Origin of the sequence: Streptomyces sp. LaBMicrA B280 (assembly GCF_049222185.1) — a bacterium.
Taxonomy (GTDB): Bacteria; Actinomycetota; Actinomycetes; order Streptomycetales; family Streptomycetaceae; genus Streptomyces; species Streptomyces murinus.
Map to the genome: position 1 here is coordinate 100590 of NZ_JBMJCT010000033.1, position 14110 is coordinate 114699.

At 68.8% G+C, this 14110-nt stretch carries 14 protein-coding genes; 5 read left to right on the forward strand and 9 right to left on the reverse strand.

All coding sequences use genetic code 11. The features are described 5' to 3' along the window. Positions 1–95: 95 nt before the first annotated feature. Together trxB and trxA are read left to right on the forward strand one after the other, a co-directional pair. A complete protein-coding gene (trxB, locus tag ACLF5H_RS25415; RefSeq protein ID WP_037650404.1) occupies positions 96–1067 on the forward strand; it encodes a thioredoxin-disulfide reductase in 972 nt (323 codons plus the stop codon). Positions 1068–1123: 56 nt separating this feature from the next. Further along, entirely contained in the window at positions 1124–1453 is a 330-nt protein-coding gene (gene trxA / locus ACLF5H_RS25420) for a thioredoxin (RefSeq protein WP_037650402.1), read from the forward strand. Between the two features lie 75 nt (positions 1454–1528). Here the strand turns inward: trxA and ACLF5H_RS25425 are convergent, their stop codons facing one another. From ACLF5H_RS25425 to rpmH, 9 genes are all read right to left on the reverse strand, one after another. Continuing rightward, positions 1529–2146 (reverse strand): GNAT family N-acetyltransferase, encoded by a 618-nt coding sequence (locus ACLF5H_RS25425; RefSeq protein ID WP_421678343.1) that lies wholly within the window; start codon positions 2144–2146, stop codon positions 1529–1531. Positions 2147–2343: 197 nt separating this feature from the next. Next, positions 2344–3444: a ParB/RepB/Spo0J family partition protein gene (locus ACLF5H_RS25430; RefSeq protein ID WP_421678344.1), complete on the reverse strand. Its 1101-nt coding sequence runs from the start codon at positions 3442–3444 to the stop codon at positions 2344–2346. Continuing rightward, a complete protein-coding gene (locus tag ACLF5H_RS25435; RefSeq protein ID WP_085568637.1) occupies positions 3441–4514 on the reverse strand; it encodes a ParA family protein in 1074 nt (357 codons plus the stop codon). Before ACLF5H_RS25435 ends, ACLF5H_RS25430 begins: the two co-directional genes overlap by 4 nt. Before the next feature lie 295 nt (positions 4515–4809). Beyond that, the gene (gene rsmG / locus ACLF5H_RS25440; RefSeq protein ID WP_421678345.1) at positions 4810–5526 is read right to left on the reverse strand and encodes a 16S rRNA (guanine(527)-N(7))-methyltransferase RsmG; all 717 of its coding nucleotides are present in this window, start codon (positions 5524–5526) and stop codon (positions 4810–4812) included. A 118-nt stretch (positions 5527–5644) separates the two neighbouring features. Then, positions 5645–6157, reverse strand: coding sequence for a protein jag (locus ACLF5H_RS25445; protein WP_421678346.1), 513 nt, complete (start codon positions 6155–6157; stop codon positions 5645–5647). Between the two features lie 15 nt (positions 6158–6172). After that, on the reverse strand, positions 6173–7516 hold the full coding sequence (yidC, locus tag ACLF5H_RS25450) for a membrane protein insertase YidC (RefSeq protein ID WP_421678347.1): 1344 nt from the start codon (positions 7514–7516) through the stop codon (positions 6173–6175). Between the two features lie 3 nt (positions 7517–7519). After that, the gene (yidD, locus tag ACLF5H_RS25455; protein WP_421678348.1) at positions 7520–7894 is read right to left on the reverse strand and encodes a membrane protein insertion efficiency factor YidD; all 375 of its coding nucleotides are present in this window, start codon (positions 7892–7894) and stop codon (positions 7520–7522) included. Beyond that, positions 7891–8262, reverse strand: a complete 372-nt coding sequence (gene rnpA, locus ACLF5H_RS25460) for a ribonuclease P protein component (RefSeq protein WP_078967093.1) — start codon at positions 8260–8262, stop codon at positions 7891–7893. Before rnpA ends, yidD begins: the two co-directional genes overlap by 4 nt. A gap of 21 nt (positions 8263–8283) precedes the next feature. Continuing rightward, positions 8284–8421: a 50S ribosomal protein L34 gene (gene rpmH / locus ACLF5H_RS25465; RefSeq protein WP_003975051.1), complete on the reverse strand. Its 138-nt coding sequence runs from the start codon at positions 8419–8421 to the stop codon at positions 8284–8286. A gap of 362 nt (positions 8422–8783) precedes the next feature. Here rpmH and dnaA point away from each other — a divergent pair, with 362 nt between their 5' ends. From dnaA to gnd, 3 genes are all read left to right on the forward strand, one after another. Then, positions 8784–10790: a chromosomal replication initiator protein DnaA gene (gene dnaA / locus ACLF5H_RS25470; RefSeq protein WP_421678349.1), complete on the forward strand. Its 2007-nt coding sequence runs from the start codon at positions 8784–8786 to the stop codon at positions 10788–10790. A gap of 1049 nt (positions 10791–11839) precedes the next feature. Next, on the forward strand, positions 11840–12970 hold the full coding sequence (dnaN, locus tag ACLF5H_RS25475; protein WP_421678350.1) for a DNA polymerase III subunit beta: 1131 nt from the start codon (positions 11840–11842) through the stop codon (positions 12968–12970). Positions 12971–13153: 183 nt separating this feature from the next. After that, complete coding sequence (gene gnd / locus ACLF5H_RS25480) at positions 13154–14032, forward strand: phosphogluconate dehydrogenase (NAD(+)-dependent, decarboxylating) (protein ID WP_421678351.1); 879 nt, start codon at positions 13154–13156, stop codon at positions 14030–14032. Positions 14033–14110 lie beyond the last annotated feature (78 nt).

Consider the following 14110-nt stretch of genomic DNA (forward strand, 5'->3'; position numbering starts at 1 on the left):
AATGCGCGCCCCGTAGGATCCGTTGGGTGGGGTGAGAGTCCCGAAAGGGACTTTCACCGGTCGACTGACGCAGACCAGAGACGAGGAATCTAGCCGTGAGCGATGTCCGTAACGTGATCATCATCGGCTCCGGGCCCGCAGGCTATACGTCGGCGCTGTACACCGCGCGCGCATCGCTGAAGCCCCTGGTGTTCGAGGGTGCCGTCACCGCCGGTGGCGCGCTGATGAACACCACCGAGGTGGAGAACTTCCCGGGCTTCCGTGACGGCATCATGGGCCCCGACCTCATGGACAACATGCGGGCGCAGGCCGAGCGCTTCGGTGCCGAGCTGATCCCGGACGACATCGTCTCGGTCGACCTCACCGGGGAGATCAAGACCGTCACCGACACCGCGGGCACGGTGCACAAGGCCAAGGCCGTCATCGTCACCACCGGCTCCCAGCACCGCAAGCTCGGCCTCCCGAACGAGGACGCGCTGTCCGGCCGCGGTGTCTCCTGGTGTGCCACCTGTGACGGGTTCTTCTTCAAGGACCAGGACATCGCCGTGATCGGCGGCGGCGACACCGCGATGGAGGAGGCCACCTTCCTCTCGCGCTTCGCCAAGTCCGTGACGATCGTCCACCGCCGGGACACGCTGCGCGCCTCCAAGGCGATGCAGGAGCGCGCCTTCGGCGACCCGAAGATCAAGTTCGTGTGGGACAGCGAGGTCGCCGAGATCCAGGGCGAGCAGAAGCTCTCCGGCCTGAAGCTGCGCAACCTCAAGTCCGGCGAGCTGTCCGAGCTGCCCGTGACGGGTCTGTTCATCGCGATCGGCCACGACCCGCGCACCGAGCTGTTCAAGGGCCAGCTGGACCTCGACGAGGAGGGCTACCTGAAGGTCGCCTCCCCCTCCACCCGTACCAATGTGACCGGCGTCTTCGCCGCCGGTGACGTGGTCGACCACACCTACCGTCAGGCGATCACCGCGGCCGGCACCGGCTGCTCCGCCGCCCTGGACGCCGAGCGCTTCCTCGCCGCCCTCGCGGACGAGGACCAGGCCGAGCCCGAGAAGACCGCCGCGGTCTGACGCTCCTCTCAGCTTCCTCCCCCCTCCCGCCCCACGATCAAGTTAAGGAGCCCAGCGTGGCCGCCCTGAAGAACGTGACCGACGCCTCCTTCGACGAGGACGTCCTCAAGAACGACAAGCCCGTCCTGGTGGACTTCTGGGCCGCCTGGTGCGGTCCGTGCCGCCAGATCGCCCCCTCCCTGGAGGCGATCGCGGCCGAGCACGGCGACAAGATCGAGATCGTCAAGCTCAACATCGACGAGAACCCGGCCACGGCCGCCAAGTACGGCGTCATGTCCATCCCGACCCTGAACGTCTACCAGGGTGGCGAGGTCGCCAAGACCATCGTCGGCGCCAAGCCCAAGGCCGCGATCGTTCGCGACCTCGAGGACTTCATCGCCGAGTGATGTTTCACGTGAAACATGAAGGGGCTGACCTCCACGGGTCGGCCCCTTCGTTCATATCCGTCTACTGAAGCGCCCCTACAGCGGCCGCAGCGCCGGTTCCTTCTGCACCGCGCCCAGAAGCCGGTCGATCGCCATCTCGACGTCTTCCTTCCAGGAGAGCGTCGACCGCAGCTCCAGCCGCAGCCGGGGGTGCAGGGGATGCTGCCGTACCGTCTTGAACCCCACGGCCAGGAGATGGTCCGCCGGCAGCAGACAGGCGGGCTCCTTCCAGCGGGCGTCTCCGAATGCCTCCATGGCCTTGAAGCCCCGACGGAGGAGATCCTTGGCCACTGTCTGCACCAGCACCCGGCCAAGCCCCTGTCCTTGATAGCCGGGCTTGATGAAGGCCGTGATCAGCTGGACGGCATCCGGTGACACCGGGCTGGTGGGGAAGGCGGCCGAGCGCGGGACATAGGCGGGAGGGGCGTAGAGCACATAGCCCACCGGTGCGTCATCGACATAGACCACGCGGCCGCAGGAGCCCCAGTCCAGCAGGACGGCGGAGATCCAGGACTCCTTCTCCACGGCGGCGGTGCCGCCCTTGATCGCCGCCTCACCACTGACGGGATCCAGTTCCCAGAACACACATGAGCGGCAGCGTTGGGGAAGGTCCTGAAGGTTGTCCAGCGTGAGCGGCACCAGCCGACGCCCCATGAAGGCCCTTCCTCGCTTCCCTCACCGGCCGCCGCGGCGCGAGCGGCCGTTCGAGCACTGCGCTCCCTGAGCACTGGCATCGTATCCACCATGCGATTCGCTCGATACCGTCGCAAAGCAAAGAGCGGGCCGTGTTCCGGTACACACCGGACACGCCCGCTCTTCGCATGATCCCAGGGAATCGAAGCGTCCAGGAATCAGTCGTCCTGGTCCTCTTCGGCGCCCTCCTGAAGGTCGCTCGGCAGGACCCGGCCCTCACCCGGGGCGAGGGTGCCCAGGATCCGCTGAAGGTCATCCATGGAGGCGAACTCCACGGTGATCTTGCCCTTCTTCTGCCCGAGGTCGACCTTCACCCGGGTCTCGAAGCGGTCCGACAGCCGGGTCGCCAGCTCGTTCAGCGCCGGGGAGAGCCGGGAGCCGGCCCGCGGCCCCTTGGGACGCTGCGGCTTCTGCGGCCGGGAGCCCATGAGGGTCACGATCTCCTCGACGGCCCGCACCGACAGCCCCTCGGCCACGATGCGGTGGGCCAGCCGGTCCTGCTCCTCCGAGTCCGCCACGGACAGCAGCGCCCGCGCATGCCCGGCGGAGAGCACCCCGGCGGCGACCCTCTTCTGTACCGTCGGCGAGAGCTTCAGCAGCCGCAGGGTGTTGGAGACCTGCGGGCGGGAGCGCCCGATCCGATCGGCCAGCTGGTCATGCGTGCAGTTGAAGTCCTTCAGCAACTGGTCGTAGGCGGCGGCCTCTTCCAGCGGGTTCAGCTGCGCGCGGTGCAGGTTCTCCAGCAGCGCGTCCAGAAGGAGCTTCTCGTCGTCCGTGGCCCGGACGATCGCCGGGATGGCCTCCAGACCGGCCTCACGGCAGGCGCGCCAGCGGCGCTCGCCCATGATCAGCTCATAGCGACCGGGGCCCAGCTGCCGCACCACGACCGGCTGGAGCAGACCGACCTCCTGGATGGAGGTGATCAGCTCGTGCAGGGCGTCCTCGTCGAAGACCTCGCGCGGCTGGCGCGGGTTCGGCGTGATCGCGTCCAGCGGGATCTCGGCGAAGTGGGCGCCCAGCGGAGGCGCGGGCGTCTCCGCGACCGAGGCGGCCGATCGCTCCTCGGCTTCCTGGGAGGGCGAGGGCAGCGTGGCCACCTTCGCCGCGGCCACTCCGCGCTCCGCGGTCAGGACCGGAACGCCCGCAGGAGAGGCGGACGCACCGCCGCCCAACGCGGCCGGTACCGGGCTCTTCTCGACCGGGGCAGGAGGGATCAACGCGCCCAGTCCTCGGCCCAACCCCCTCCGTCGCTCACTCACTGGATCCCCTCCACCATGCTCGGGTCGCTCTGGGCGCCGATGTGGGCCTGGCTCGCGTCATAGCTGATGCCAACGCCCCTCAGCGCGATTTCTCGGGCCGCCTCAAGATACGAGAGGGCACCGCTCGATCCAGGATCGTAAGTCAGCACCGTCTGCCCGTAACTCGGCGCCTCGGAGATACGGACCGAGCGGGGAATGCTCGTCCGCAGCACCTCTTCGCCGAAGTGGCTGCGCACCTCTTCCGCGACCTGGGAGGCGAGACGCGTCCGGCCGTCGTACATGGTGAGCAGGATGGTCGATACATGCAGGGCGGGGTTGAGGTGCCCCCGCACCAGATCGACATTGCGCAGCAACTGGCCCAGGCCCTCCAGCGCGTAGTACTCGCACTGGATCGGGATGAGGACCTCTTGGCCCGCCACCAGCGCATTGACCGTCAACAGGCCGAGCGAGGGCGGGCAGTCGATGAGGATGTAGTCCAGCGGCTGCTCATACGCCTGGATCGCGCGGTCCAGGCGGCTTTCGCGGGCCACGAGGGACACCAGCTCGATCTCCGCACCGGCGAGATCGATGGTGGCCGGGGCGCAGAAGAGTCCTTCGACGTCCGGTACGGGCTGGACGACCTCGGCGAGCGGCTTGCTCTCCACCAACACGTCATAGATCGACGGAACTTCGGCGTGGTGGTCGATCCCGAGGGCCGTGGACGCGTTGCCCTGCGGGTCCAGGTCGATCACCAGCACACGGGCACCGTGCAGAGCCAGCGAGGCGGCAAGATTGACGGTCGTCGTCGTCTTGCCCACGCCACCCTTCTGGTTGGCGACCACCATGACGCGCGTCTGCTCCGGTCGCGGCAGACCTTCGCCGGCGCGACCGAGAGCCTCCACGGCCAGTTGGGCCGCACGACCGATGGGGGTGTCGTCCATCGGGGGCGGTGTTTCACGTGAAACATCCGCCCCCATCGACTCGGTTCGGGGACCGGGGACCGGATCGGTCATCGGTCCCGCGATGTTGGCGTCGGACCGCAAGGATTCACTCTCCTCGACTTCAGGCTCGCAATGAACAGAGCCTCCCATGCCTTCGGGGTCGTGAACCAGTGAGGCCGGGTCTTCTGTGGAGAAATCCACCTCTGTGGACAACTCCGTGCCCCTTGCGGGGGACGAGGCCGGCCTGGCTGAAGGGCCCGAGCCTCCTCCGAGAGAACCGAGGGGCTTCCGGTCGCGGGGTTCGGCCGCGCGGCCGCGACTGATGATGCCGTGCAACAGTGAGCGACGTTTCACGTGAAACAACGATGCACAGCACCGGCGACCGGGGCCTTGCGACACTCCGTCGTGCGTGGGCGGGCAGCTTGTGGGAGTACGGCCAGTCGGCTCAGCGACGCCGGCGGACGCGGCCCGTGCGCGCGGCCTTCGCCCGCTTGGCGGCGAAGCGCACACCGCCGGGGCTCTCCCCGACCTCGACCCGGACCACCGTGGACAGCGGGTCCACGATGCCCTCGCCCACATGGAGGATCGAGGTCTCCACCGCGCCGAGCTTGCTCAGCGCGGTGGCGGATGCCTTCAGCTCCTCCTCGGCGGTGTCGCCCTTGAGGGCCAGCATCTCGCCGTACGGGCGCAGCAGCGGGATCCCCCAGGCGGCCAGGCGGTCCAGCGGGGCCACGGCGCGGGCGGTCACGACATGGACCGGCGCCAGCTTGCCCAGGACCTCCTCGGCACGTCCTCGTACGACGGTGACATGGTCCAGGCCGAGCAGCTCGACGACCTCGGTGAGGAAGTTGGTGCGCCGCAGCAGCGGCTCCAGCAGGGTGATGTTGAGGTCCTCACGGACCAGGGCCAGCGGGATGCCCGGCAGCCCGGCGCCGGAGCCCACATCGCAGACCGTCACTCCCTCGGGAACGGCCTCGGAGAGCACCGCGCAGTTCAGGATGTGCCGCTCCCACAGGCGGGGGACTTCCCGCGGGCCGATCAGACCACGCTGGACGCCCGCCTCCGCGAGCAGCTCCGCGTAGCGCACCGCATCGGCGAAGCGATCACCGAATACTTCGCGCGCCTGCTCGGGCGCGGGGGGAAGCTCCGCTGCCTCCGTCACGGGGACCGTCCTTCCGTACAGCGCCGGTGCTTCGCGCACCGGCCACCAGAACTACCAGGCTGACAAAGTTCGGCCCCGTCTGCTCAACAGACGGGGCCGGTGTAACAAGGGGGGCCGATCAGGCGGGCAGCACGACGACGAACCGCTGCGGCTCCTCGCCCTCGGACTCGCTGCGCAGCCCGGCGGCCTTGACCGCGTCGTGCACGACCTTGCGCTCGAAGGGAGTCATCGGTCGCAGCTTCACGGGCTCACCGGAGCTCTTCACATCGGCGGCGGCCTTGGCGCCCAGCTCGGACAGCTCGGCCCGCTTCTTGGCCCGGTAGCCGGCGATGTCCAGCATCAGTCGGCTGCGGTCGCCGGTCTCCCGGTGCACGGCCAGCCGCGTCAGCTCCTGAAGCGCCTCCAGCACCTCGCCGTCATGGCCGACCAGCTTCTGCAGATCCCGGCCGCCGCTGTCGCTGATGATCGACACGGCGGCCCGATCGGCCTCGACATCCATGTCGATGTCGCCGTCGAGGTCGGCGATGTCCAGCAGACCCTCCAGGTAGTCCGCCGCGATCTCGCCCTCCTGCTCCAGGCGGGAGAGGGTGTCTGCACCCTCGGCAGCGGCGGAGGTGGTGCCTTCCGTCACGGGCTGGGCTCCTTCTTACTTCTTGGACGGGGACTTGGGACGCTGCGAGCCGCCCTTGCGCTGGCCGCTCTGGGCCTTGCTGCGGGCGCCCGTGCCGGGCTTCGAGCCCTGCTGGGCAGCGGTGGACTTGCTGTCCTGCGGCTGCTCGGTCTCCTCCGACGAGCCGGGCTGCTCGGGGGAGTCCGGCTGCTCGGAGGAGTCGGACGTCTCAGAGTCGGACTTCTCCAGGGACAGAGAGTCGCCCGTCTGCTTGGTCCCGCCGGACTGACGCTGGGCCTTGCTCTGGCGCTTGGGCTGCTGGCGCCGCGGGGCGGCACCGGCGGTGGCGGTGGTCGCGCCGTCCTCGGTCCCCGCCTCGGTCTCGGTCGCCACGCTCTGCACCACGGAGCCGTCCGCCTGGGCGGCGAGGCCGGCCTTGTTCAGGGAGTTGATGAACTTGCGCTCGAACTCGTTGCGCTCGCGGCCCTTGGCGACGATCGCCTTGATGATCGCCTTCTCGCTACGGCGGCCGACCTTGCCGTGGTGCGTGACGTGCTTGGTCAGGCGCTCCAGGTACGCGGCCTGGGCCTTGGAACCCGGGGTCGGGTTGTTGCGGATGACGTACATCTGCTGGCCCATGGTCCACACGTTGGTGGTCAGCCAGTAGACGAGGACACCGACGGGGAAGCGGATACCGAAGAAGGCGAACATGATCGGGAAGACGTACATCAGCATCTTCTGCTGCTGCATGAACGGCGTCTTCACCGTGGTGTCGACGTTCTTCGTCATCAGCTGGCGCTGCGTGTAGAACTGCGACGCCGACATCAGGACGATCATGATCGCGGTGACGACGCGGACGTCGGTCAGCGAGGCGCCGAGCTTCTGCACCGTGTCGGCGCCGTCCAGGAACTTCGCGGCCAGCGGGGCCCCGAAGATGTGCGCCTGGCGGGCGCTGGCGAGCTGCTCGGCGTTGATGTAGCCGATCTTGGTGCCCGACGCGATGCCGTTGAGCACGTGGTACAGGGCGAAGAAGAACGGGGACTGCGCCAGGATGGGAAGGCACGAGGAGAGCGGGTTGGTGCCCGCCTCCTTGTACAGCTTCATCATCTCTTCGGACTGACGCTGCTTGTCGTTCTTGTAGCGCTCCTGGATCTTCTTCATCTCAGGCTGGAGCGTCTGCATCGCACGCGTCGCCTTGATCTGCTTCACGAAGAGCGGGATCAGGCAGATGCGGATCAGGATCACCAGGGACACGATGGACAGGCCCCAGGCCCATCCGGTGTTGGGGCCGAAGATGGCGCCGTACACCGCGTGGAACTGGACGATGACCCAGGAGACGGGCCAGGTGATGAAACTGAAGAGGCTGGCAATCGTGTCCACTAATCATGCTCCTTGGGCATGGGACGAGGTCTCTGCGGCCGGGCTCGGAGGAAGCTCCGAGACAAAGTCCTCGGGCTTCGCTTCGGGGGCCGGTTCGGCGGCGGAGGGCCCGCCCCGGCGTGCGCGCCAGGCGTCGCGCAGCATTTCGTGCCACCGCGGACGCTTGCGCGGCGGGACATGGTCCACGCCACCCAGCGACCACGGATTGCACCGGAGGATGCGCCAGGCGGTGAGTGCCGTGCCCTTGATCGCACCATGCCGGTCGATGGCCGTGTAGCCGTAATGGGAGCACGACGGGTAGTACTTGCACACCGGCCCGAGCAATGGACTGATCGTCCACTGGTACAGCTTGATCAGAGCCAGCAGCGGGTACTTCATCGCGTGCCCCCTCCCAGCAGCCGCCGTAGGGCGGCATCCAGGTCTTGGGCCAGCTGTGCATGGTCGGCGTCGCCCGCCCCGGGCAGCGCTCGTACCACTACCAGGCTACCGGGGGGAAAAAGTGCGACTCGGTCACGCATCAGATGACGCAGTCTGCGCTTCACTTTGTTGCGCACGACCGCGCCACCCACGGCCTTGCTGACGACGAAACCCGCACGCGTCGGAGGAGCGCTCTCCCCAGGCGCGTGCGGGTCCGTGGCACCGCTACGAAGGTGGACGACGAGAGTCGGGCGACCAGCCCGGCGGCCTCGTCGTACAGCGGTCGCGAAGTCCTCGCGCCGCCTCAGCCGGTTCTCGGTGGGCAGCACGATGTCATGACCTGACCGGGATCAGGCGGACAGACGGGCGCGACCCTTGCTACGGCGGGTCGCGAGAATCGCGCGGCCGGCACGGGTCCGCATACGCAGCCGGAAGCCGTGGGTCTTCGCGCGACGACGGTTGTTCGGCTGGAAGGTGCGCTTGCTCACTCGGGGGCTCCAGAAAGATTCGGTAGTGGCGGGGTGCCGTCCTGGCTGTCACCGTGCGCCCACGAGTAGCTCGCGTCACGCCCGATTGCACCGCTTCCCGATCACCTGACGCGATCTGTGCCCATCGGAGGCAGGCGGCAGCAGCCATCGACAACTCGACCTGGGTACGGTACGCGGGGCTACGCCATCCGGTCAAACCGAGTGCCGCTGGGAGACACTGTCCACAGGCTGGGGACAACAACTTGAACCCTACCGGCCCCGCTGACTACCGTGGCTGGACTCCGATTCGTTCTTTTGTCCCCCGCCCCGGCGGGTTTGCCCCGCCGACCACCCGAAATTCACCCCGTGAGAGAGCGTGCCCTGTGGCTGACGTACCTGCCGATCTTGCCGCAGTGTGGCCACGCGTACTGGAGCAGCTCCTCGGCGAGGGCCGCGGACAGGGTGTCGAGGTCAAGGACGAACACTGGATCCGCCGCTGCCAGCCGCTCGCGCTGGTCGCGGACACCGCTCTGCTCGCCGTACCGAACGAATTCGCGAAGAACGTACTGGAGGGCCGTCTCGCGCCGATCGTCAGCGAGACGCTGAGCCGCGAGTGCGGCCGCCCCATCCGTATCGCCATCACCGTCGACGACTCCGCGGGCGAGCCCCCGGCCCCGAGCGCGCCGGGGCCGTCCCCCTCGCGCTACGAGGAGCCGGAGCTGCCCTCCGGCCCGTCGTACGAGGGCTACGGCCGCCACCGCGCGGACCAGCACCCGGGCGGTGAACCGTCCTCGCGCGGCGACCAGTTGCCCACCGCGCGTCCGGCCTACCCCGCCGAGTACCAGCGTCCGGAGCCCGGCGCCTGGCCGCGCGGCGGACAGGACGACTACGGCTGGCAGCAGCAGCGGCTCGGCTTCCCCGAGCGCGACCCGTACGCCTCCCCTTCCTCCCACGCGCACCCCCAGGACCCCTACGGGCCGCCGGTCCACGACTACCGCCAGCAGGGCATGGAACGGTCGTCGTACGAGCAGCAGCGCGGCGAGTACGACGGCCCGCGCGAGCGGGACCGGGGGGACCGCGGGGACCGGGGCGAGCGCGGGGAGTACGAGCCCTCCCGCCCCGACTACGACAAGCCACGCTCCGAGTACGAGCGGTCCGAGTACGACCGGCCCGACTACGAGAAGTCGCGCGCCGAGTACGACCAGCGCGACCCGGTCCGCCGCGAGCTGCCCGAGCAGCCGATGGGCGGCGGGCCCGCGCACCACCGCGGCGGGACCGGGCGGCCGGACAACTCCCCGGCGGGGACGTCCGGACCGTCGGCCGCCAAGCCCGGGCCCGCCAGCGGTCCCGGTGAGCCGACGGCGCGGCTGAACCCCAAGTACCTCTTCGACACGTTCGTCATCGGCGCGTCCAACCGGTTCGCACACGCGGCCGCGGTGGCGGTCGCGGAGGCGCCGGCGAAGGCGTACAACCCCCTGTTCATCTACGGGGAGTCGGGGCTCGGCAAGACCCATCTGCTGCATGCCATCGGGCACTACGCGCGCAGCCTCTACCCGGGCACGCGGGTGCGGTACGTGAGCTCGGAGGAGTTCACCAACGAGTTCATCAACTCCATCCGCGACGGCAAGGGCGACAGCTTCCGCAAGCGGTACCGCGAGATGGACATCCTGCTCGTCGACGACATCCAGTTCCTCGCGGACAAGGAGTCGACGCAGGAGGAGTTCTTCCACACCTTCAACACGCTCCACAACGCCAACAAGCAGATCGTGCTCTCCAGCGACCGGCCGCCCAAGCAGCTGGTCACCCTGGAGGACCGGCTGCGCAACCGCTTCGAGTGGGGCCTGATCACCGACGTGCAGCCGCCCGAGCTGGAGACACGGATCGCGATCCTGCGCAAGAAGGCGGTCCAGGAGCAGCTCAACGCGCCGCCGGAGGTGCTGGAGTTCATCGCGTCCCGGATCTCGCGGAACATCCGCGAGCTGGAGGGCGCGCTGATCCGGGTGACGGCGTTCGCCTCGCTCAACCGGCAGCCGGTGGACCTGGGGCTCACCGAGATCGTGCTCAAGGACCTGATCCCGGGTGGGGAGGACTCCGCGCCGGAGATCACGGCCACCGCGATCATGGCGGCGACCGCGGACTACTTCGGGCTGACCGTCGAGGACCTGTGCGGGACCTCGCGGGGGCGGGCGCTGGTGACGGCCCGGCAGATCGCGATGTATCTGTGCCGGGAGCTGACGGATCTGTCGCTGCCGAAGATCGGGGCGCAGTTCGGCGGGCGGGACCATACGACGGTCATGCACGCCGACCGGAAGATCCGGGCGCTGATGGCGGAGCGGCGGTCGATCTACAACCAGGTGACGGAGCTGACGAACCGGATCAAGAACGGCTAGCCGCTGGCCCGGCCGCCCGGCCGGGCGTCGAGGGCGTCTTCGGGACCGAGGGTCTCGAGGGCGCCCTTTCGTATGCGCGGGCCTCTGAGGGGACGCGGGGCGGCTGAGGCGGGCCGGGGGGCGGATCGCGCCTACGGGCGCTCGCAGGCGCCTCCGCGGCGGAGCTTCCCCCAGCGCCTGTCCTCTCTCCGTCCGGCTCTCTCCCTCCCGGCGGCCCTCGCCGACGCCCCGTCCCTCGCCGATACCCCGGCCCGCGCTCGGCGACAGCGAGACGCCGTCGTCATCGACTGTTCGATTTCTCGTCGGGTTACGGCCGCCCTCCACAGATTTGGGGACTTTCTTTCTTCCACATGGTGGGGATGGTGAAGTTGTCCCGAGGTGTGTCCACAGGGAAGCCGGGGAGATCGCGTCGGCGCAGCTCAGGTGGCTGTGGAATCGTGGATGACGGTGATCCACAGGCTGTGGACGACGAGATGATCCACAGGGTGTGCGGAAAGTTGTCCACCGACAACCCACAGGCTGGGGGCGGTTGTCCCCAGTGTGGCGCGGCTTCTCCACATGGCTGTCCACTGTTCGGCAACGCGACGCACCCTCTCACCGCGTCGAGTGAAAGGCGTCACACAAAGGTGCCGGGTTGGGGTGTGGGAAACCTGGGTATTCCTGGGGACACAGCTGGGGAGAACTGCCCTCGTCCTGTGGGCGAGGTGTGCAGAACTTTCTGTTCTCCACAGATACCCCGGGTTGTCCACTGCCTCTATGCACAGGCCCGGTGGACAAAAAACATGCGCTGAGCTGGGCAAACGCGGTTATCCACGGTATCCACAGGCCCTACTACTACTCCCAACTAGAGAGAGCTCGGCAATCGCTTTGAAGCGGGGGCTGTGCACAACTCGCTGTTTCGAGCCCGACTGCCGCTCGGTCCGACTTGACCCCGACGGGCACCTACTGTCAGTGCGGTGCGTCAGACTGGTCCCCGGTGTCCTGCCCTTCGCAGTGGGCGGTGACACCGAGTCGGAGGACTCAGAAGCAACAGCAGGAGGCGGCTTACGGTGAAGATCCGGGTGGAACGCGACGTACTGGCGGAGGCAGTGGCCTGGGCGGCACGCAGCCTGCCTGCCCGTCCGCCGGCGCCTGTGCTCGCCGGCCTGCTGCTGAAGGCCGAGGAAGGCCAGCTGAGCCTGTCGAGCTTCGACTACGAGGTGTCCGCTCGGGTGAGCGTCGACGCCGAGGTCGAGGAGGAGGGCACCGTCCTGGTCTCCGGTCGGCTGCTCGCCGACATCTCGCGTGCGCTGCCCAACCGGCCGGTGGAGATTTCCACAGACGGTGTACGGGCGACGGTGGTCTGTGGATCGTCCCGGTTCACGCTGCACACCCTCCCGGTGGAGGAGTACCCGGCGCTGCCGCAGATGCCGAACGCGACCGGCACCGTGCCCGGCGAGGTCTTCGCCGCCGCCGTGTCCCAGGTGGCCATCGCCGCGGGCCGCGACGACACGCTGCCCGTGCTCACCGGTGTGCGCATCGAGATCGAGGGCGACACGGTGACGCTGGCGTCCACCGACCGCTACCGGTTCGCGGTCCGCGAGTTCCTGTGGAAGCCGGAGAACCCGGAGGCGTCCGCGGTCGCCCTGGTGCCCGCCAAGACGCTGCTGGACACCGCCAAGGCGCTCGGCGCCGGGGACAGCGTGACGCTGGCCCTGTCGGGCTCCGGCGCGGGCGAGGGCCTCATCGGTTTCGAGGGCGCGGGCCGGCGTACGACCACGCGACTGCTCGAGGGCGACCTGCCCAAGTACCGGACGCTGTTCCCGACGGAGTTCAACTCGGTCGCGGTGATCGAGACGGCGCCGTTCGTGGAGGCCGTCAAGCGTGTCGCGCTGGTGGCCGAGCGGAACACCCCGGTGCGGCTGAGCTTCGAGCAGGGCGTGCTGATCCTGGAGGCCGGTTCCAGCGACGACGCACAGGCTGTGGAGCGGGTCGACGCGCAGCTGGAGGGCGACGACATCTCGATCGCCTTCAACCCGACGTTCCTGCTGGACGGCCTGAGCGCGATCGACTCGCCGGTGGCGCAGCTGTCGTTCACGACGTCCACGAAGCCCGCGCTGCTCAGCGGCAAGCCCGCGCTGGACGCGGAGGCGGACGAGGCCTACAAGTACCTGATCATGCCGGTGCGGCTCAGCGGCTGATCGCGGCCGACCGTCGTCCACAGGTGTGCACGGTGCCGGGCGTCCCCGCGGGCGTCCGGCACCGCCGCCTGGGGGCGCCGGATGAGCGCCGGAGCCCACAACTGTGCGTGAGCGGGGCCGTTTAGGCTCGGGGCGGCACTCTCGTGCCCCAGACGCCAGCAGCGACCCTAAGGAACACAACTGATGGAGCTCGGTCTCGTCGGCCTCGGCAAAATGGGTGGCAACATGCGCGAGCGGATCCGCCGCGCGGGCCACACCGTCGTCGGATACGACCGCAACCCCGACGTCGCGGATGTCCACAGCCTGGAAGAGCTTGTGGGCAAGCTCAGCGCCCCGCGCGTGGTGTGGGTGATGGTCCCGGCCGGCGAGCCCACCCAGTCGACCGTCGATCAGCTCGCCGAGCTGCTGGAGCCGGGCGACGTGGTCGTGGACGGCGGCAACTCCCGCTGGACGGACGACGAGAAGCACGCCGGGGAACTGGCCGCCAAGGGCATAGGTTTCGTGGACTGCGGCGTCTCCGGCGGCGTCTGGGGCCTGGAGAACGGGTACGCGCTGATGTACGGCGGCGACGCCGAGCACGTCGCCCGGGTGCGGCCGGTCTTCGACGCGCTCAAGCCGGAGGGCGACTTCGGCTCGGTGCACGCGGGCAAGGTCGGCGCGGGTCATTTCGCGAAGATGGTCCACAACGGCATCGAGTACGCGATGATGCAGGCCTACGCCGAGGGCTGGGAGCTGCTGGAGAAGGTCGACTCCGTCACGGACGTCCGTGAGGTCTTCCGCTCCTGGCAGGAGGGCACCGTCATCCGCTCCTGGCTGCTCGACCTCGCGGTGAACGCCCTGGACGAGGACGAGCACCTGGACGACCTGCGCGGTTACGCGCAGGACTCCGGCGAGGGACGCTGGACCGTGGAGGCCGCGATCGACAACGCGGTGCCGCTGCCCGCGATCACCGCGTCGCTGTTCGCGCGGTTCGCCTCCCGCCAGGAGGACTCGCCGCAGATGAAGATGATCGCCGCGCTGCGCAACCAGTTCGGCGGCCACGCCGTGGAGAAGAAGCCGTAGCGAAGAAGTAGTCCAGGGGCCGCCCCGCGGCCCACAGCCCGTTCGACCCACAGCCCGTTCGTCGCACGGAAGCGGAAG